We start from the raw sequence: 18,776 nt of genomic DNA on the forward strand, positions 1-18,776 counted from the left end.
CCCATTCAGCACGGTCAGTGCGGGGTCAGCATGACCGGCTCCGCGGGCGTCGCGGCCAGCGGCAGCCGCAGCTCGAAGCGCGCGCCGCCGCCCGGCGCGTTCATGGCCTCGATGCGGCCGCCATGCACCTGCACCACGGCCTGCGACAGCGCGAGCCCGAGCCCCAGGCCCGGCGTGGCCTCGTCCGAACGCGCGCCGGCGCCGCGGTAGAAGCGCTCGAACAGGTGCGGCAGTTCGTCGCTGCGAATGCCCGGGCCGTGGTCGGCGACGCGGACCACGGCCTCGCCGCCGCCGGGCGGTGCGAACACGTCCACGTGCACGGTGCCGCCATCGGGCGAGAACTTCAGCGCGTTGTCGAGCAGATTGGCCAGCGCCAGGTTCGCGGCACCGCGCGCCACGCGGACCGCGACCGGCTCCATCAGCTCGAGCCGCAACCGGACGCCGCGCTCGCGCGCCATCGGCTCGAGGCGGCGCAGCGCCTCCTCGGCCAACTGATCGAGCGCCACCGTCTCCGCGGCCTCGCGTTCCTGGCCCGCATCGATGCGCGCCAGCACCAGCAGTTCCTCCACCAGCAGCGAGAGCGATTCCACCTCGTCGAGCGCCGAGCGCAGGGTCTGGACGTAGACCGCCGGTTCGCGCGGCCGGCGCAGCGCGAGCTCGAGCTCGGTGCGCAGCCGCGACAGGGGCGAGCGCAACTCGTGCGAGGCATCGGCGGTGAAGCGCCGCTGCGCTTCCATGCCGTGCTCGATGCGCGCCAGCATCGCATTGAGCGTTTCGACGAGCCGGCCGACCTCGTCGGCGGTTCCGGGGGCCGGCAGGCGCTCGCTGAGGTTGGCGTCGCTGATGCGATGCGCCTGCTGCACCACGTCGTCGATGGCGCGGAAGGCGCGCCGCGTGATCAGCGTGCCGGCCAGGCCAAGCGCCAGCAGCAGCGTGCCGCCGAGCACGAGGAACAGCACGCTGGCCATCGCGACGGTGCGGTTGATGTCGTCGAGCGAGCCGGCCACCTGCACCGCCAGCGTCGCGTCGCGGCCGGGCACCGGCACCGAGACCATGCGCGTGGGCTCCTCGCCGAAACCCTCGAGCGTCTCGAACACGGTCTCGCCCGCGGCGAGCCGCTCGCGCAGCAGCGGCGGGATCGGCAGCTGGGCCTCGCCCAGGTTGGCGCTGCGCGCGAGCACGCGGCCATCGGGGCCGACGATCTGCACCAACCGGTCGAGCCGCACGAAGGAGGGCGCGCCGGGGCCGGAGGGTGCCTCGTGCACCGTGGCCGCGGTGCCCGGGCCGGCCGACAGCAGCATGCCGAGCTCGGTCTCGGCCAGCGCCAGCAGCGCGGCGTCGAGTTCGCGGTGCACGTTGCGCGAGAACACCGCGTAGGCACCGAAGGCCGCGATGGCCATCACCACCACGGTCACGCCGACCTGCACCAGCACCAGCCGCCGGCGCAGGCTAAGCATGCGCGCCGTCCGCCGCCGCGAGCCGGAAGCCGCGCCCGCGCACGGTCTGGATCAGCGGCACCGCCGGCGCCGCATCGACCTTGCGGCGCAGGTTGCCCACGTGCACGTCGATCAGGTTGTCGATGCCGATCAGGTCGTCCTTCCACACCTGCTCGGCCAGCCGCGCGCGGCTCACGACCTCGCCGGCATGGCGCAGCAGCATGTGCAGGATCGCGAACTCCTTGCGCGTGAGGTCCAGCGCCGTGCCGCCGCGCCGCGCGCTCTGGCGCTGCGGGTCGAGGCTCAGGTCGGCCAGCGACAGGATCACGGGCCGCATGCTCTCCGGGCGCCGCAGCAGGGCGCGCACGCGCGCCAGCAGCTCGTCGAAGGCGAAGGGCTTGGTCAGGTAATCGTCGGCACCGGTGTTGAGGCCGGCCACGCGGTCCTGCAGGGCATCGCGCGCCGTGAGCATCAGCACCGGCGTGCCGCAGCCGCGCCGGCGCAGGTCGCCGCACAGGGCCAGGCCGTCGCGGCCCGGCAGCATCCAGTCGAGGATCAGCAGGTCGTAGGTCTGGACGAAGGCCTTCTCGTCGCCCGCCTCGGCCGTGTGCACCGCATCGACGACGAAGCCTTCCTCCTCGAGGCCGCGCGCGAGCAGCCGGGCCGCCTTGCGGTCGTCTTCGATCAACAGGATTCGCATGGCGCGGATCATCCCGCCGCTACCTGACTGCCCGCTGCCCACGGTGCGCGTGGCATCGATGCGTCGCGGTCGCGAACCTGAAGACGTCTTCAGGATTTCTTCGGGCGTTCTTCAGCCGCGCCTTTCTACGCTGCGGCACCGGCGAAGGCAACGGGCCGCATCGCCGCGACGCATCCACTGTCATGAAGAACTCCCTGCACAAGACCCTCCTCGCGCCCGCCGCCGCGGGCGTGCTGGCCTGCGCGGCCCTGTACGCGGTCTGGTTCCATACCGCCGCGCACGGCGCCCAGGCCGCGGCCGCGCCCGCGCCGCTGCTGGTGCGCGAGGGCCACCGCCTCAGCGTGCCCGCGGGCTCCCCCTTGCGCGAGCGGCTGCAGGTCGCCGCCGCCACCGAGGGCGCGCGTTCGCACGTGCTGAGCCTGCCCGCGACAGTGGAGGCGGACCCGGCGCGCACCGTCAACATCCTGCCGCCGCTGGCCGGGCGCCTGCTCGAACTCAAGGTGCGCCTCGGCGATGCGGTGCGCGCCGGACAACTGCTCGCGACGATGGCCTCGCCCGATCTCGCGCAGGCCGTGGCCGACGCGCAGAAGGCGCGCGACGCGCTCGCGCTGGCCGAGCGCGCGCTCGCGCGGGCGCAGGGCGTCAACGAGGCCGGCTCCAACGCGGCCAAGGACGTGGAGGCGGCACGCAGCGCGGTGGTGCAGCAGACGGCCGAGCTGCGGCGCAGCGAGGCGCGCCTGCACGGCATCGGCGCGAGCGCCGGCGATGGCCGGGTGCTGCGCATCGTCGCGCCCATGGCCGGCACCGTCACCGCGCTGAATGCCGCGAGCGGCGCGGTGCTCAACGACGCCAACGCGGCGCTGATGACCGTCTCCAACCTCGAGCGCGTCTGGGTCACGGTCGGCGTGCCCGAGGACCTGCTGGGGCTGGTCGCCGCGGGCCAGAACGCGACGGTGACGCTGGCCTCGCAGCCGGGGCGCCGGTTCGCGGGCCAGGTCGCCTTCGTGAGCGCGGCACTCGATGCCGACACGCGCCGGGCCCGGGCGCGGATCGTCTTCGCGAACCCCGAGGGCGTGTTCAAGCCCAACATGTACGCGAGCGCCGCGCTCGAGCTGCCGCAGGCCGCGCAGCCGCAGGTGCCGAGCTCGGCCCTGCTGATGAACAACGACAGCGTGAGCGTGTTCGTCGAGGTGCAGCCATGGACCTTCGAGCGGCGCGCGGTCGAGCTCGGGCGCGAGGACGGCGACCGGGTGCGCATCCGCGGCGGCCTCGCGGCCGGCGAGCGCGTGGTGGTCCGTGGCGGCGTGCTGCTCAATGATTAATCTCGTCATTTCCCAGTTCCTGCGCCGCCGGCACCTGGCCTGGGCGCTGTCGGTCGCGCTGGTGCTGTTCGGCGCCTGGTCGTGGACGCAGATGACCGTCGAGGCCTATCCCGACCTCGGCGACGTCACGGTGCAGGTGACGACGCAGGTCAACGGCCTGGCTTCGGAGGAGATGGAGCAGCAGATCACCACGCCGCTGGAGCGCGCGCTGAGCAACACGCCGGGGCTGGCCTCGATCCGCTCGAGCAGCACCTTCGGCCTGTCGCTGATCACGCTGACCTTCAAGGACGGCACCGACGACTACTTCGCGCGCCAGCGCGTGACCGAGCGCATCGGGCAGGTCAGCCTGCCGGCGGGCGCGCAGCCCGCGCTCGGGCCGGTGGCGGGGCCGGCGGGCGAGATCTACCGCTACACGCTCGAGTCCGACCGCATGAACCTGATGGAGCTGTCGGAGCTGCAGCGCTGGAAGGTGATCCCGGCCCTCAAGCAGGTGGCGGGCGTGGTCGACGTCAACAACTTCGGCGGCTTCACGCGCGAGTTCCAGCTCGAGCTCGATCCCGCGCGGCTGCAGGCGCACGGGCTGGTGCTCAACGACGTGGTGTCGGCGATCAACAACGGCAGCGCCAACGCGGGCGGCGGTCGCATCGCGCGCGGCGAGCAGAGCTACGTGGTGCGCGGCATCGGCCAGATCCGCTCGCTCGACGACCTGGGCGCGGTGATGGTGTCGAACAGCGGCGGCGCGCCGGTGCTGGTGCGCGACCTCGGGCGGCTGCAGTTCGGGCACCAGGAGCGCGGCGGCATCCTGGGCAAGAACACCGACCCCGACACGATCGAGGGCATCGTGCTGATGCTCAAGTACGAGAACCCCTCGCGCGTGCTCGAGGGCGTGCACCGGAAGATCGACGCGCTGCAGGCCGAACTGGCCCCGCTGGGCGTGCGCATCGTGCCCTACATCGACCGCGACGACCTGGTGAAGCTCACGGTCGACAAGGTGACGCACACCGTGCTCGAGGGCATGGCGCTGGTGTGCTTCGTGCTCATCCTGTTCCTCGGCAGCCCGCGCAGCGCGGTGGTCGCGGCGATGGCCATCCCGATGTCGCTGGTGACGGTGTTCATCGTGATGCACTTCACCCGCATGCCGGCCAACCTGTTCTCGCTCGGCGCGATCGACTTCGGGATCATCGTGGACGGCGCCATCGTGGTGATGGAGGCGATCCTGCGGCGGCGCGAGGAGGAGCCGAACGCCACGCTCACCGAGGGCAACATCCTCGAGACCGTGAGCCACGTGTCGGGGCCGATCTTCTTCGCCACGCTGATCATCATCACGGCCTACTTCCCGCTGTTCGCCTTCGAGCGCGCCGAGGGCAAGCTGTTCCGGCCCATGGCCTTCACGGTCGGCTACGCGCTGGTCGGCGCGCTGCTGTGCGCGCTCACGCTGATCCCGAGCCTGGCCTACGTGGCGCTGCGCAAGCCGCGGCGTCCCTTCGTCAACCGGCCGCTGCTGTGGCTCACCGCGGCCTACCGGCGCGCGCTCGACCTGCTGCTGGGGATGCCCGCCATCGCCTACGGCCTGGGCGTGGCCGCGCTGCTGGCGGTGGCCGTGCTCGGCGCCACGGCCGGGCGCGAGTTCCTGCCCGACATCGACGAGGGCGCGCTGTGGCTGCAGGTGCAGCTGCCCTCGGGCCTGTCGCTCGACAAGGCCAGCGAGATGGCCACCGAGCTGCGCCACGTGCTGCTCGAGTACCCGGAGGTCTCCTACGTGGTCACGCAGCTGGGCCGCAACGACGACGGCACCGACCCCTGGACGCCCTCGCACATGGAGGTGCCGGTGGGCCTCAAGCCCTATGCCGAGTGGCCCGCGGGCATGCACAAGGCCGACTTCGTGCGCATGCTGGGCGAGCGCTTCGCGCGCATGCCGGGCTTCGACGTGGGCATCAGCCAGCCGATCATCGACGGGGTGAACGACGCCGTGGGCGGCGCCCACAGTCCGCTGGTGCTGCGCATCTACGGCGACGACCTCGCGGAGAGCCGGCGCATCGGCAACCGGATCGTCGAGCTGCTGGGCACGGTGCGCGGCACGGCCTCGGCCTCGCTGTTCCAGGAGCCGCCGATCCCGCAGGTGGTGATCCGGCTCGACCGCGAGGCGGCCGCGCGGCTGGGCGTGAGCGCGGCCGACGTGGCGGGCCTGGTGCAGACCGGCATCGGCGGCGCGCCCGTCATCACGGTGTATGCGGGTGCGCGCACCTACAACGTGTCGGTGAAGCTGCCGGCCAGCGCCAAGGGCGGCACCGAGGCCATCGGCGCGCTGCTGCTCAACGGCGCCAACGGTGCGAAGGTGCCGCTCGCGCAGGTCGCCGACATCCGGCTGCAGACCGGCGAGAGCACCATCTCGCACGAGATGAACGAGCGCCAGATCACGGTGCGCGTGGACAACCGCGACCGCGACCTGGCCTCCTACCTCGAGGAGGCGCGCGCGCGCATCGCCAAGGAAGTGCCCTTCGATCCCGCGAAGTTCCGGCTGCAGTGGGCCGGCCAGTTCGAGAACCAGCAGCGCGCGCAGGCGCGCCTGGGCGTATCGCTCGCGATCGTGGTCGCGATCATGGCGGTGCTGCTGTTCTTCCAGTTCGGCAAGATCCGGCACGTGGCGCTGATCCTCGGCGTGGTGCCGATGGCCACGCTCGGCGGGCTGATCGCGGTCCACCTCGCGGGCGAGACGCTCAACATGGCGACCGCGGTGGGCTTCATCGCGCTGTTCGGCGTGTCGATACAGAACGGGATCATCATGGTCGCGAACTTCCGCCGCGTGCGCGGCGAGGGGCTGGCGCTGCGGGCCTCGGTGCTCGAGGGCGCGACCGAGCGGCTGCGCCCGGTGCTGATGACGGCCTCGGTGGCCTCGGTCGGCATGCTGCCCGCGGCGCTGGCCACGGGCGTGGGCACCGACGTGCAGCGCGGGCTGGCCACGGTGGTGGTCGGCGGCCTGGTGGTGTCGACCCTGCTCACGCTGTTCATCCTGCCGGCCTTCTACTACGCGATGGAGCGGCTGTTCGAGCGCAAGGGCTGGGGCGTGCGCTCGCGGCGCGATCGCTGAAGGGGAGAGAACGATGAACAAGAGCATCTCCGCCGCGTTGGCCGTCGCGCTGTGCCTGGCCGGCTGCGCGGCCGGTCCCGACTACGCGCGCCCGCCGCTGGACCTGCCCGCGCGCTACACGGCCGCGCCGCCGCTGGCCGAGGCCGGCGAGGGCGTGCCGCTGCCGCGGCTGTCGCCCGGCCTCGACATCCCGGCCCAGTGGTGGGCCGCCTTCCACAACGAGCCGCTGAACGCGCTGGTGGCGCAGAGCCTGGCCGGCAATCCCGGCGTGGAGGCCGCCGACGCGGCGCTGCGCGCGGCACGCGAGAACGAGGCGGCCCAGCGCGCGGCCTTCTGGCCCGTGCTGACGGCCGGGCTGGCGCCCACGCGCCAGCGCGTGGCGAATGCGGTCGCGAGCCCGGTGTCGTCGAACGCGAGCCTCTACACGCTGCACACGGCGCAGCTCAACGTGAGCTATGCGCCCGACGTGTTCGGCGCCACGCGCCGGCAGGTCGAGGGCGCGCAGGCGCAGACCGAGGCGCAGCGCTTCCAGCTGCTCGCCGCGCGGCTCACGCTCAGCAGCAACGTGGTGGCGGCCGCGATCGCCGAGGCCTCGCTGCGCGCGCAGCGGCGTGCCACGCTGGCGATCGCCGAGAGCCAGTCGCAGGCGCTGCAGGCCTACCGCCGCCAGCTCGCGCTGGGGCAGGTCGCGCAGGCCGACGTGGAGGCGCAGGCCGCGCTGCTGGCCGCGACCGAGGCCGCCGTGCCCGCGCTCGACAAGCAGCTCGCGCAGCAGCGCAACCAGCTGGCGGTGCTCGGCGGCCACTACCCGAGCGAGGAGGTGGCCGCGCGCTTCGAGCTCGACACGCTGGCATTGCCCACCGAGCTGCCGCTCGCGCTGCCCGCCTTGCTGGTCGAACACCGGCCCGACGTGCGCGCCGCCGAGGCCCAGCTGCAGGCCGCGAGCGCGGCCATCGGCGTCGCGGTGGCGGCGCGGCTGCCGGCCGTGACGCTGAGCGCGAACCTCGGTTCCTCGGCCTACACCTTGTCGCAGCTGTTCCGTTCGCCCGCGATGTTCTGGACCGTCGCGGTCGGCGTCGCGCAGCCGCTGTTCGATGCCGGCGCGCTCGGCCACCGCGAGGCGGCCGCGCGCGCCTCGTTCGACGAAGCGGCCGCGCAGTACCGCGCGACCGTGCTCTCGGCCTTCCAGGACGTGGCCAACACGCTGGCCGCCATCGATGCCGACACGCGCGCGCTGCAGGCATCGGTGCGGGCCGAGCGCACCGCCGCGCAGGCGCTCGCGCGCACCCGCGCGCAGCTGCAGTGGGGCGATGCCAGTGCGCTGGCGCTGCTGCTCGCGCAGCAGCAGCAGGCGCAGGCCGAGATCAACCTCGTGCAGGCGCGCGCGCAGCGGCTCACCGACGCGGCCGCGCTGTTCCAGGCGCTCGGCGGCGGCTGGTGGAACGCGCCCGCCGATCCACGGCCGCCGGCGGCCGCTCCCGTCGCTTCTTCTTCTTCTTCAACCGCAACGCCATGAACATCAGCCGCCACGAGATGGGCCCGCGCTTCAGCGAGATGGTGACCGTCGACCTCGGCGCCGCCCGCCTGCTCTACCTGTCGGGGCAGGTGGCGGAGAACCCCTCGCTCGACGTGACCGGCCAGATGCGCCAGATCCTGCGCCAGATCGACGACCTGCTCGGCCTCGAGGGCGCCACGCGCGAGAACCTGGTCAGCGTCACGATCTACCTGCGCACGGTGGGCGACTACGCCGCGATGAACGCGGTGTGGGACGAATGGGTGCCGGCGGGCCACACGCCGGCGCGCGCGACCGTGGGCGCCAGGCTGATCGATTCGGAGTACCGCGTGGAGATCCAGGCCACGGCCGCGGTGGGAGCGCGCGGCTGATGCGCGGCCTCGGCGGCGCGCTGGCGGCGTGCCTGTTCGCGCTGGCCGGCTGCGCCGGGCTCGCGGCCAGCCATGCCGACTTCGTGGCCGGCTGGCGCACCGGGCGCGTCGAGGCCCTGGGCCGCGCCAGCGAACTCGCGCGCGGCATGTACCACGACTGCGCGCCGCGGGCCGGTGCGGACGAACCCTATGCGGTCGTGCGCTATCACGACGGCGGACTGCGCACGCGCGCGCTCGGCACCACGCGCCTGCCGCCGGACCTGCGCGTCGGCGACACCGTGCGCGTCGACGTGCTCGATTGCAATGCGCCGCTGGAGCTGCTCTCGCGGCCGGCGCCCGCCGACGCGTCGTGAGGGCCCGGTGACGCACGCGCAATGGCGCCCGAAGTCAGGCGGCGGTGGGGTGCGGTCCCTATAAATCCCGCCCATGACTTCCGGATCGACGCCCGTGCCGGGCCGCTTTCTTCCCGCCGCCGCCGCGGCCCGCGAGCCGATGAAGCGCTGGGTGCCCGCTCTGCTCGTCGCGCTGGTGCTGGCGTGGGCCTGGCCGATGGTGGTGCTCGATGTCACGCCGCCCTGGGACAACGTGGAGGAGCTGTTCTGGAGCGGCAGCCTGCAGTGGGGCTACTACAAGCATCCGCCGCTGCCGAGCTGGCTGCTGAGCCTGCCGGTGGCGCTGCTCGGCCGCCAGCCATGGCTGACCTATGTGGCCGGTGTCGGCTGCGGCGTCGGCGCGCTCTACCTGCTGTGGCGCTGGTCGCGCGAGATGATGACGCCGGCGCGCGCCGCCTTCGCGCTGCTGCTGGGCACGCTGGTCACCTACCACGTGCAGCGCGCGGTGGTCTACAACCACAACACGGTGCAGCTGCTGCCGCTCGCGGGCTACTGGTGGATGCTGTGGCGCGTGCTGCGGCCGGCCGGAAGCGGCCGCGCCGACTGGGTCTGGCTCGGGCTGTTCGCGGCCCTGTCGATGCTCACCAAGTACAGCGCCGCGGTGCAGTTCGCCGTGGGCCTGGGCTTCGTGGTCCGCCAGGGCCTGTGGCGCGACGCGCGCGTGCGGCGCGACCTGCTGCTGGCCACCGGTCTCGCGTTGCTGCTGCTGTCGCCGCACCTGTGGTGGGTGCTGCAGCATGGCGACACCACGGTGCTCTATGCGCGGCACTCGGTCCATTCGGTGCATGCACCCGGCAGGCACCTGCTGCCGCGGCCGGTGTTCGTGCTGCTGGTCCAGCTCGCGCGGCTGTCGCCGATGCTGCTGTTCATCGGCTGGGCCTGGTTCGCGCAGCGGCGCGAAGCGGCCACGCAGCGGGCGCCGCTGCCCGCCGCATTCGACCGGCGCTTCCTGGCCTGGGCGACCCTCGGTCCCACCGTGCTGGTGCTGGTCGCTTCGGCCTTGCTGCATTCGCGGCTGATTCCGGCCTGGCTCACGACCTTCTTCCTGCCGCTGGGCGTATGGGCCGCCGCCTCGCTGCCATGGCTCGACGTCGAGCGCTGGAGCCGGCGCCGGTGGCAGGCGGTGCTGGCGGTGGTGGGACTGCTGCACATCGCCACCGCCTGGGGCTATGCCGGGATCGACGGGGTCTGGAGCGCGCGGGCCGGCCGCGCCACGCGCGCCAACCTGCCATCGCAGCGCATCGCCGCAGCGGTCGAGGCGACATGGCGCGATCGCATGGGCGAGCGTCCGCTGACGCTGCTGGTCGGCGACACCTGGTTCGCGGGCGCCGTCGCGCTGCGGATGGATCCCGGCGTGCGCCTGCTCATCGACGGCGACGAGCGGACCTCGCCCTGGCTGGCACCGGGCGTGCTGGCGCGCGAGGGTGGCATGGTGCTGATGCTCGACACGCGGCCGTTCCAGGCCGAGGGGCCGTTGCTCGAGCCCTTGATGAAGACCGTGGACTGCGCCGGCAGCATGGAACTGCCCTGGACCGGCGAGGGGCCCGATCGCCGCGTGCGCTTGCGTTGGGGCATCGTGCTGGCGGAGAACGAGCGGGGCGCGCCGGGCATCGCCTGCGGCCACGATCCGCAGGCGAGCGCCGCGCGCTGAGCCGGCCGCCGTGCGCGCGCTCAGTGCCCGGCCGGAAAGCGCAGCGTGACCGCGAGGCCGCCCCAGGCGCTGTCCGACAGCGCGACCGTGGCGCCGTGCATCGCGACGATGTCGCGCACGATCGCCAGCCCTAGCCCGCTGCCGTCGCCGGTCGCATCGCGGCCGCGCACGAAGCGCTCGAGCACGGCCTCGCGCTCGTCCTCGGGAATGCCCGGTCCCGAGTCGCTCACGCGCAGCGCCGGCGGATCGCTCTCGAACTCCACCAGTACGCGCCCGCCCGGCGGCGTGTAGCGGATCGCGTTGTCGAGCAGGTTGCTCAGCGCGTCGGCGATCAGCTCGGGCTGCACCGCGACGAACACCGGCCGTTCGGGCGCCGCGAGTTCCAGCTCGATCGCGCGCGCCGAGGCCTGCTCGACGTGGGTGGCGCCCACGTCCTGCGCCAGCGCGACGAGGTCGATGCGGCGCCGGTCGAGGTCGGCGCGCGCCTCGGGGTCGAGGGCGCCGAAGGTCAGCAGCTGCTGCACCAGTCGCCCCGAGCGCTGGATCGAGCCGCCGAGCTCGTCGACGATGCGTCGCATCGCCTGCGGGTCGGGCGCCTCGCTGGCCCGCGCCAGCCCGAGCTGCAGGCCGGTCAGCGAGGTGCGCAGCTGGTGCGCCGCCGTCGCGGCGAACTGCCGCTCGCGCGCCAGCATGGTCCGGATGCGCGCGAGCAGCTCGTTGTGCGAACTCGCGAAGGCCTGCAGCTCGCGCGGTACTTCGTCCACGCCGATGGGATCGAGCGAGGCATGCGAGCGCTCGTTCCAGCGCGTGGCGATGGCCTGCAGCGGCCGGACCGTGCGGCGCACCGCGATCGCGATGGCGAGCGCGGCCGCGACCACGAGCGCCACCATGGGCCACAGCAGCACCCAGAGTTCCTGCTCGGCGCGATGGCGCTTGGTCAGCGTCTCGCCCATCAGCATCGTGACCGGCGCGGCACCGGGCCGCGTCAGCTCGACGCGCACCACGCGCACCGGCTGGCCCAGGTACTCGGCGTCGAAGGCTTCGCCGCGGCGGTAGTGCACGCGCGCGGTGCCGCCGTCGGGCAGGCCGGGCTGCCCGGCGAGCAGGCGGTCGGACTGCGTGACGCTGAACCAGTTCTGGTCGATCTCGTCGAACAGCAGCATGGCCTTGAGCTGCGGCGACATGTCGATCGCCGCGATGCCCCGGTCGTCGTAGCGCAGCAGCGCGATGCTCGAGCGCGCGGCATCGAGCAGCCAGCGGTCGAACACGCGCTCGATCACCGCGTGCGTGTAGTGCAGGCCGAAGCCGCCGGCCAGCGCCATCATCGTGAGCAGCGGCAGCATCAGGCGCAGCAGCAGCTCGCGCCGCAGCCAGCGGATGCGGCGCGGCGGTTGTGGTTGCTGTTGTGGCAACGCTTCCATCAAGCCTCCCGCGGGCCGGGAGCGGCCGCGTCGAGCACCAGCATGTAGCCGAAGCCGCGCACCGTGCGCACCTGCACGCCCGCGTCGACCAGCTTGCGGCGCAGGCGCGAGACGTAGATCTCCGAGGCGCTGTCGCCGAGCTCGATGTTGCGCTCGGCGAGCGCATCGACCAGCGCGCGCTTGGCGACCAGCCGCGGCGCGCGCTGCATCAGCAGGCCCAGCACCTCGAACTCGCGCGGCGCCAGCTCGAGCACGCGGTCGTCCACGTAGGCCCGGCCCAGGTCGCCGCGCCAGGTCAGGCGGCCGTAGTGCAGGTGATCGCCGCGCGCCACCTGGGCGCGGCGGCCGAGCACCTCGATGCGCGCATCGAGCTCCTCGGGCGCGAAGGGCTTGACCAGGTAGTCGTCGGCACCGCCCTGCAGGCCCAGCACGCGGTCGGCCACGCGGCTGCGCGCGGTCAGGATCAGCGCGGGCGTGAGGCGGTCGCGCTGGCGCAGCCGTCGCAGCCAGTCCAGGCCGTCGCCGTCGGGCAGGTTGAGGTCGAGCACGATGAGCTCGAAGTCCTGCACGTCGCGCTCGGCCAGCGCGCGGTCGGCCTCGGCGAGGTCGCCGCAGCCGCGCACCACCCAGCCGCGCTGGCGCCAGCGCAGTTGCAGTTCCCGCGAGATCACGGGGTCGTCTTCGATCAGCAGCAGGAGCATCGCGGTGCGAGGCGGCGGGACGCGTGGGCAGCAAGGCCGCCATTGTCGGCCAGCGGCGGCGCGCTCACGAGGTCGGCGCGCGCTGCCACCAGCCGCCGCCCGAGGCCTGGAACAGCGCGGCGCTGTCGCCCAGGCGCGCGGCCTGCGCCTGCACGCGCACGAGCATCGCCTGGTCGTGGGCCTGCTGCGCATTGAGCAGCGCGAGGCGGTTGACGTCGCCGAGCCGCAGCTGGCGGCGCACCAGCTCCAGCCCGGTGCGGGCCTTTTCCTCGGCCAGCGCCGCATCCTGCAGCGATTGCGCGTTGGCCTGGATCGACTGCAGCGTGTCGGCCACGTTCTGCAGCGCCGCGATCACGGTCGCGCGGTACTGCGCATCGGCCTGGCGCAGCCCTTCCTCGGCCGCGCGCTGGCGATGCTCGAACGTGCCGCCGTCGAACAGGGTCTGCCCGACATTGCCCGCGAGGCTGAAGAAGCGCCCCGACTTCAGGAACATCTCGCCGAGCCGGCTGGCCGCGCCGCCCCAGCTCGCATCGATGGAGAACTGCGGCAGCCGGTCGGCCACCGCCACGCCGACCTGCGCGCTGGCGGCATGCAGCTGCTCCTCGGCGGCGCGGATGTCGGGCCGCTGCTCGACCAGGCGCGAGGGCAGGGCCAGCGGCAGCTCGCGCGGCAGCACCAGCGCATCGAGGTCGAAGTCGATCGCGAGGTCCTCGTCGGGGCCATCGCCGGCCAGTGCGCGCAGCAGGTTGCGCGTCTGCTCGCGCTGCTTGCGCAGCGGCGGCAGCTGCTGGCGCGCCTGCGCGAGCGCGAGCTCCTGCTGCGCCAGGTCCTGCCGCGCCGCGTAGCCGGCCCGCAGCTGGCGCTGCACCAGCGCCACCGCCTGTTCGTTGGCCTCGACGATGCCCTCGGCGATCGCGAGCTGCCGGCGCAGCAGCGCCTCCTGGATCGAGGCCGCCACCAGGTTCGAGGCCAGCGTGAGGCGCGCCGCCTCGAGCTGGTAGTGCTGCATCCGCGCCTGCGCCTCGAGGCTCTCGAGTTGCCGCCGCTGGCCGCCGAAGATGTCGGGCGCATAGCCGACCGTGAGCTGCGCGGTGTGGAAGTTGTAGATCACCGGCGCGTTGAAGGGCGCGCTGCCGCCTTCGCTGGCCGGCGTGCCCTGGTAGGTGGAGATCACGCGGCCATTGCCCTGCACGCCCGGCGAGTTGCCGCCGAGGTTGCCCGCGATCTTGGTGCGCGCGGGCGAATAGCCGATGCCGACCGTGGGAGCGAAGAAGCCGCGCTGCGCGTAGACGTTCTCCTGCGCCGCGCGCAGCGCGGCCTGCGCGGCCTCGAGCGTGGGGCTGCGCGCGAGCGCGCGCGCGATCAGTGCGTCGAGGCGCGGCGAGCCGAACAGCGTCCACCAGTCGGCCTGGATGTCGCGGCCCGGCGCGAAGCGCTGCGCCTCGCCGCCGGGCACCGGTGCCGACGCGGTGTCGAGCGGCAGCGCCGACGGCGCATAGCCGGCGGCCGCGGGCGGATCGGGGCGCCGGAAATCGGGGCCGACCGTGCAGCCGGCCAGCAGCGCCGCGCAGGCCAGCGCGAGTGCCGATCGAACGCGGGGGCGGAACGAGGAGGGGACGTGCGTCATCGCGGGCTCCGGTGCATCAGGGCGCGGCCGCCGGGCGCGCCTCGCGCGCCTGCTGCGGCTCGTCGTAGAAATCGCCGAAGCGGCGGATCGCCACCGGCAGCACCAGCAGCGTGAACAGCGTGCCGGTGACGATGCCGCCGACGATCACGCAGGCGAAGGGCCGCTGGGTCTCGCTGCCGATGCCGTGCGAGAGCGCGGCCGGCAGCAGGCCCAGGCCCGCCATCAGCGCCGTCATCAGGATCGGGCGCAGCCGCGTGGTCGCGCCTTCGATGATCGCCGTCGCGACCGCCGCGCCCGAGCGCACGCGCGCCATGATCTCCTCGACCATGATCACGCCGTTCTGCACCGAGATGCCCGCCACCGCGATGAACCCGACCGCGGCCGAGACCGACAGGTGCAGGCCCGCGAGCCCGAGCGCGGCGAGCCCGCCCACCAGCGTGAACGGCACCATGCCCAGCACCAGCGAGGCCAGCCGCACCGAGCGGAAGGCCCAGAACAGCAGCGAGAAGATCAGCAGCGCCGTGAACGGCACGATCACCGCGAGCCGGGCCGCGGCCCGCTGCGAGTTCTCGAACTGACCGCCCCACACCAGCTGGTAGCCCGGCGGCAGCGCGACCTGGCGTGCCACCGTGCGCTGGGCCTCCTCCACGAAGCTGCCCTGGTCGCGGCCCAGCAGGTTGACCTTGACGATGACCATGCGCGAGCCCGACTCGCGGAAGATGCGCGAGGCGCCCTGGCGCACCTCGACGTTCGCGACCTCGCCCAGCGAGATGGTGCCGGGGCCGTTGCCGACCTGCGTGCCGGCCACGGCGAGTTGCAGTCCGCGCACCGCGTCCACGCTGTCGCGGTGCGGCTGCGCGAGCCGCACCACCACGTCGAAACGGCGGTCGGCGTCGTAGAAGCTGGTGGTCGAGGCGCCCGACATCGACTGGCCGATGACGTTGTCGACGTCGTTGACCGTGAGGCCGTAGCGCGCGAGCCGCGCACGGTCGGGCGTGACGACCAGCTCGCTCTGCCCGCCGATGCGCGTGCTGTCCACGTCGGTGGCGCCGGGAATGCCGCGCAGCGTGGTGGCCACCTTCTCGCCGAGCTCGTCGAGGATGTCGAGGTTGTTGCCGATCACCTTCGCGACGATCTCGCCGCGGAAACCCGACAGCGATTCCTCGACGTTGTCCTGGATCACCTGCGAGAAGTTGGTGCTGATGCCGGGGATGTCTTCCAGCTTGGCCGACATGTCGGCGATCAGCGCCTCCTTGCCCGCGAAGCGCCAGCCCGAGCGCGGCTGCAGGTCGACCAGGATCTCGAGGTTGTTCGGCCCCTTCGGGTCCGAGCCGTCGTCGGGCCGGCCGACCTGGCTGATCAGCCGCGCCACCTCCGGGTATTCGAGCAGGGTGGCGCGCACGCTGCGTTCCACCTGCTTGGTGGTCTCGAGCGCGGCCGAGGTCGGCAGCGTGATGGTCAGCCAGATGTTGCCCTCGTCGAGCTTGGGCAGGAATTCGCTGCCCAGCCGCGGTGCCAGGCCCAGCGCGAGCGCCACGGGCAGCGCCGCGAGCCACAGCGTGCGGCCCGCGTGGCGCATGGTCGCCGCGAGCAGGCCGCGATAGCGCGCCTGCAGCCAGTCCAGCCAGGGCTTGTGCTTCTCGGCCAGGGTGCGGCGCTGCAGCACCGTGGCCAGCAGCGCGGGCAGGTGCGTGAAGGTCAGCAGCACCGCGCCGAGCAGCGCGAAGCTCAGGGTCAGGGCCACCGGCGTGAAGATCTTTCCCTCCACGCGCTGGAAGGTGAAGATCGGCACGAAGGCCAGGATGATGATCGCCTTCGAGAACAGCACCGGGTGCGCGAGGTCGCTGACCGTGTGGTGCAGCACGCCCAGCCGCTGGTGGCGTGCCTCGGGCGAATCGGCGTCGAGCGCGGTCTTGGCCGCGAGCCGCACCATCAGCGCCTCGACGATCACGACCGCGCTGTCGATGATGATGCCGAAGTCGACCGCGCCCAGCGAGATCAGGTTGGCCGACACGCCGCGCGCGGTGATCAGGATGAAGGCGAACAGCAGGGCCAGCGGGATCACGGTGGCCACCACCAGCGCCGCGCGCCAGCTCGAGAGGAAGATCACGAGCACCGCCACCACCAGCAGCGCGCCCACCACCAGGTTCTCGACCACCGTGGCCACCGTGTGGTGCACGAGCTGCGTGCGGTCGTAGATCGGCACGATCTTCACGCCGGCCGGCAGGCGCGGCTCGAGCTGCGCGATGCGCTGGCGCAGCTCGGCGTTGATCTTCGCCGGGTCGCCGCCCTTGGTCATCGAGACGATGCCCTCGACGATGCTGTCGCGCTGGCCGGCCGCGGCGATGCCCAGGCGCGGGCGCTCGCCCTCGCGCACCTGCGCCAGGTCGGCCACCGTCACGGGACGGCCCTGGCGCGAGGCGACCACCGCCGCTCGGATGTCGGCGAGGCTGTCGAACAGACCGCTGGCGCGCACCACCAGCGAGGTGTCGCCGCGTCGCATCAGCCCGCCGCCCGCGCTGCCGTTGGCATTCGAGACGGCCTGGCCGAGCTGGTCCAGCGTCACCTGGTACTTGCGCAGCGCCACCGGGTCGACCTCGATCTGGAACTCCCTGAGCGCGCCGCCGAAGGTGACGATGTCGGCCACGCCGGGCGTCATGCGCAGGAACGGGCGCACGGTCCAGTCCTGCAGCGTGCGTGCCTCCACCTCCGACAGGCCCGGCGCCTCGAGCGTGTAGCGGTAGATCTCGCCGACGGCGGTCGACAGCGGCGCGAGCTGCGGCTGCACGCCGGTGGGCAGGTCCACGGTCGAGAGCTTCTCGAGCACCTGCTGGCGCGCGAAGTAGTCGTCGGTGCCGTCGGCGAAGGTCAGGGTCACGATCGACAGGCCGGTCATCGTGACCGAGCGCACGTTCGACAGTCGCGGGATTCCCGCCACCTCGCGCTCGATCGGCAGCGTGACCGAGCGCTCCATGTCCTGCGGCGCGGCGCCGGTGCGCTGCGAGATCACGCGCACCTGCACGTCCTGCACGTCGGGAAACGCCTCGATCGGCAGGTTCGAGGCCGCGTAGCCGCCGAAGCCGACCAGCGCGGCGACCAGCACGAACACGAAGACGCGCTGCGTCAGCGCGAAGGCGATGAGCCGCTGCATCACGGCCGCTCGCTCGTGCGGGTCGTCAGCTCGGCGTCGAGCAGCAGCGCGCCGGCCGTGACCACGCGCTCGTTGCCCGCCAGGCCCTCGCGCACGTAGCTGGTGTCGCTGCCCTGCGCCAGCAGTTCGACCTGGCGGCGCCGGAACGCGCCGGGCGACTCCTCGACGAACACGTAGCTGTGCACGCCGCGGTTGACCAGCGCCTCGTTGGGCACGCGCACGCCGCTGCCGTCTTCCTGCAGCAGTTGGGCGCGCACGAACATCTCGGGCAGCAGTTCGAGCCCGGCGTTGTCGAGCTGCGCGCGCACCGGCACGCGCCGGGTGTTGGTGTCGACCGCATGGCCGACCTGGCGCACCGTGGCGGCGAAGCGCCGGCCCGGATAGGCATCCGACTCCACGCTCACCGCGCTGCCCAGCTTGATCCGGCCGAGCAGCCGCTCGGGCAGGTCGATCATCAGCCACAGCCGCCGCGGATCGGTGACCACGAACAGCGGCGCCGCCATGCCCGGCGCCACCTCGAGCGCCGGCGTGGCCGTGCGCTCGGCGACCAGCCCGTCCATCGGGCTGACCAGCTGCAGGCGCTGGCCTTCGCCGCGCAGCCCGCGCGGATTCATGTTCTGCAGCCGCCGGCGCGCACGCTCCACTTCTTCCGCCGCCTGCGCATGGTCGGCCTCGAGCGCCTCGAGGTCCTTGTGCGCGATGGCATCGCCCGGCGCCAGCTCGCGCCCGCGTTCGGCCGCGAGCTGCTTGCGCTTCTCGTCGGCCAGCGCCTTGCCGAGGTCGGCGCGCGCGGTGCCGTAGTCGGGCGAGTCGATATCGGCCAGCACCTGGCCGGCACGCACGCTGTCGCCGGGACCGACGCGCAGCGCCACGATGCGGCCCGAGAAGCCGACGCCGATGCGCGCCGTCGCGTCCTCGTCGTAGACCAGGCGCGCGCTCAGCGGTTCGGCCAGGGGCAGCGGCACGCGCGGCATGGCGTCGGTGCGGATCATCGCGAGCTGGGCCGCGCCCTTCGGATAGCGCAGCTGCTCGGGGTCGGCGGCGCTGGCGGCGTTGCTCGCGCCCGCAGGCGGCGTGGACGGCCCGGCATCGGATCGCGGTGCGCGCCAGACGAGGAATGCCGCACCGGCGAGCACCAGCAGGGCGAGAAGGACCAGGAGGACCCGGCGGGAGGCAGGAGGACGCAGGCTCATCGGTGCGGCGGTACGTACGGACCGACCGTGCGGGCACGACGTCGGAGAAGGAGGGAGCCGACCAGCCTAGGCCGCGAAGCTTTCGGGAAGCTATCTATCCACGGGCGGCGCTCCGGCAATCGCCACCGGCTTGCGAATGCGCGGTCGATGCGCGATCCTGAAGGGCGCGCACCGTGCGCCGCCTGTCATGGCCACAGCCACCCCCTTCGT

General features: G+C 73.1%; 13 protein-coding genes. 6 read left to right on the forward strand and 7 right to left on the reverse strand.

Annotated elements, in window-relative coordinates; genetic code table 11:
- Positions 1–14: 14 nt before the first annotated feature.
- Positions 15–1,457 carry a sensor histidine kinase gene (locus tag AC07RM_RS23305; RefSeq protein WP_398495364.1) on the reverse strand — a complete coding sequence of 481 codons (1,443 nt, stop codon included), beginning with the start codon at positions 1,455–1,457 and terminating at the stop codon, positions 15–17.
- On the reverse strand, positions 1,450–2,136 hold the full coding sequence (locus tag AC07RM_RS23310; protein ID WP_398495365.1) for a response regulator transcription factor: 687 nt from the start codon (positions 2,134–2,136) through the stop codon (positions 1,450–1,452). Before AC07RM_RS23310 ends, AC07RM_RS23305 begins: the two co-directional genes overlap by 8 nt.
- A gap of 182 nt (positions 2,137–2,318) precedes the next feature.
- On the opposite strand from AC07RM_RS23310, the gene AC07RM_RS23315 reads away from it, so the two are divergent.
- From AC07RM_RS23315 to AC07RM_RS23340, 6 genes are all read left to right on the forward strand, one after another.
- Entirely contained in the window at positions 2,319–3,458 is a 1,140-nt protein-coding gene (locus tag AC07RM_RS23315; RefSeq protein WP_495336043.1) for an efflux RND transporter periplasmic adaptor subunit, read from the forward strand.
- Positions 3,451–6,546 (forward strand): efflux RND transporter permease subunit, encoded by a 3,096-nt coding sequence (locus AC07RM_RS23320; protein ID WP_208513204.1) that lies wholly within the window; start codon positions 3,451–3,453, stop codon positions 6,544–6,546. The genes AC07RM_RS23315 and AC07RM_RS23320 overlap by 8 nt, the downstream gene beginning before the upstream one ends.
- A 13-nt stretch (positions 6,547–6,559) precedes the next feature.
- Entirely contained in the window at positions 6,560–8,062 is a 1,503-nt protein-coding gene (locus AC07RM_RS23325; RefSeq protein ID WP_495336044.1) for an efflux transporter outer membrane subunit, read from the forward strand.
- Positions 8,059–8,430, forward strand: a complete 372-nt coding sequence (locus AC07RM_RS23330) for a RidA family protein (RefSeq protein WP_093345317.1) — start codon at positions 8,059–8,061, stop codon at positions 8,428–8,430. Before AC07RM_RS23325 ends, AC07RM_RS23330 begins: the two co-directional genes overlap by 4 nt.
- Entirely contained in the window at positions 8,430–8,783 is a 354-nt protein-coding gene (locus tag AC07RM_RS23335) for a hypothetical protein (RefSeq protein ID WP_495336045.1), read from the forward strand. The genes AC07RM_RS23330 and AC07RM_RS23335 overlap by 1 nt, the downstream gene beginning before the upstream one ends.
- Before the next feature lie 73 nt (positions 8,784–8,856).
- Positions 8,857–10,473 carry a glycosyltransferase family 39 protein gene (locus AC07RM_RS23340; protein WP_495336046.1) on the forward strand — a complete coding sequence of 539 codons (1,617 nt, stop codon included), beginning with the start codon at positions 8,857–8,859 and terminating at the stop codon, positions 10,471–10,473.
- 20 nt (positions 10,474–10,493) lie between these two features.
- Here AC07RM_RS23340 and AC07RM_RS23345 read toward each other — a convergent pair whose 3' ends face one another.
- From AC07RM_RS23345 to AC07RM_RS23365, 5 genes are all read right to left on the reverse strand, one after another.
- The gene (locus AC07RM_RS23345) at positions 10,494–11,894 is read right to left on the reverse strand and encodes a sensor histidine kinase (RefSeq protein ID WP_495336047.1); all 1,401 of its coding nucleotides are present in this window, start codon (positions 11,892–11,894) and stop codon (positions 10,494–10,496) included.
- Positions 11,894–12,595: a response regulator gene (locus AC07RM_RS23350; protein WP_495336048.1), complete on the reverse strand. Its 702-nt coding sequence runs from the start codon at positions 12,593–12,595 to the stop codon at positions 11,894–11,896. Before AC07RM_RS23350 ends, AC07RM_RS23345 begins: the two co-directional genes overlap by 1 nt.
- 64 nt (positions 12,596–12,659) lie before the next feature.
- On the reverse strand, positions 12,660–14,222 hold the full coding sequence (locus AC07RM_RS23355) for an efflux transporter outer membrane subunit (RefSeq protein WP_495336049.1): 1,563 nt from the start codon (positions 14,220–14,222) through the stop codon (positions 12,660–12,662).
- Between the two features lie 16 nt (positions 14,223–14,238).
- Positions 14,239–17,373 (reverse strand): efflux RND transporter permease subunit, encoded by a 3,135-nt coding sequence (locus AC07RM_RS23360; RefSeq protein WP_495336050.1) that lies wholly within the window; start codon positions 17,371–17,373, stop codon positions 14,239–14,241.
- Complete coding sequence (locus AC07RM_RS23365) at positions 17,373–18,566, reverse strand: efflux RND transporter periplasmic adaptor subunit (RefSeq protein ID WP_495336051.1); 1,194 nt, start codon at positions 18,564–18,566, stop codon at positions 17,373–17,375. The genes AC07RM_RS23360 and AC07RM_RS23365 overlap by 1 nt, the downstream gene beginning before the upstream one ends.
- Positions 18,567–18,776: the final 210 nt, after the last annotated feature.

The organism is Variovorax sp. GW821-FHT09B05, assembly GCF_059418265.1.

Coding starts and splice junctions, on each gene's coding strand:
- AC07RM_RS23325 (WP_495336044.1), top strand. CDS start 6,560: ATGAACAAGAGCATCTCCGCCGCGTTGGCCGTCGCGCTGTGCCTGGCC.
- AC07RM_RS23350 (WP_495336048.1), bottom strand. CDS start 12,595: ATGCTCCTGCTGCTGATCGAAGACGACCCCGTGATCTCGCGGGAACTG.
- AC07RM_RS23355 (WP_495336049.1), bottom strand. CDS start 14,222: ATGACGCACGTCCCCTCCTCGTTCCGCCCCCGCGTTCGATCGGCACTC.
- AC07RM_RS23320 (WP_208513204.1), top strand. CDS start 3,451: ATGATTAATCTCGTCATTTCCCAGTTCCTGCGCCGCCGGCACCTGGCC.
- AC07RM_RS23305 (WP_398495364.1), bottom strand. CDS start 1,457: ATGCTTAGCCTGCGCCGGCGGCTGGTGCTGGTGCAGGTCGGCGTGACC.
- AC07RM_RS23310 (WP_398495365.1), bottom strand. CDS start 2,136: ATGCGAATCCTGTTGATCGAAGACGACCGCAAGGCGGCCCGGCTGCTC.
- AC07RM_RS23315 (WP_495336043.1), top strand. CDS start 2,319: ATGAAGAACTCCCTGCACAAGACCCTCCTCGCGCCCGCCGCCGCGGGC.
- AC07RM_RS23345 (WP_495336047.1), bottom strand. CDS start 11,894: ATGGAAGCGTTGCCACAACAGCAACCACAACCGCCGCGCCGCATCCGC.
- AC07RM_RS23365 (WP_495336051.1), bottom strand. CDS start 18,566: ATGAGCCTGCGTCCTCCTGCCTCCCGCCGGGTCCTCCTGGTCCTTCTC.
- AC07RM_RS23330 (WP_093345317.1), top strand. CDS start 8,059: ATGAACATCAGCCGCCACGAGATGGGCCCGCGCTTCAGCGAGATGGTG.
- AC07RM_RS23340 (WP_495336046.1), top strand. CDS start 8,857: ATGACTTCCGGATCGACGCCCGTGCCGGGCCGCTTTCTTCCCGCCGCC.
- AC07RM_RS23335 (WP_495336045.1), top strand. CDS start 8,430: ATGCGCGGCCTCGGCGGCGCGCTGGCGGCGTGCCTGTTCGCGCTGGCC.
- AC07RM_RS23360 (WP_495336050.1), bottom strand. CDS start 17,373: ATGCAGCGGCTCATCGCCTTCGCGCTGACGCAGCGCGTCTTCGTGTTC.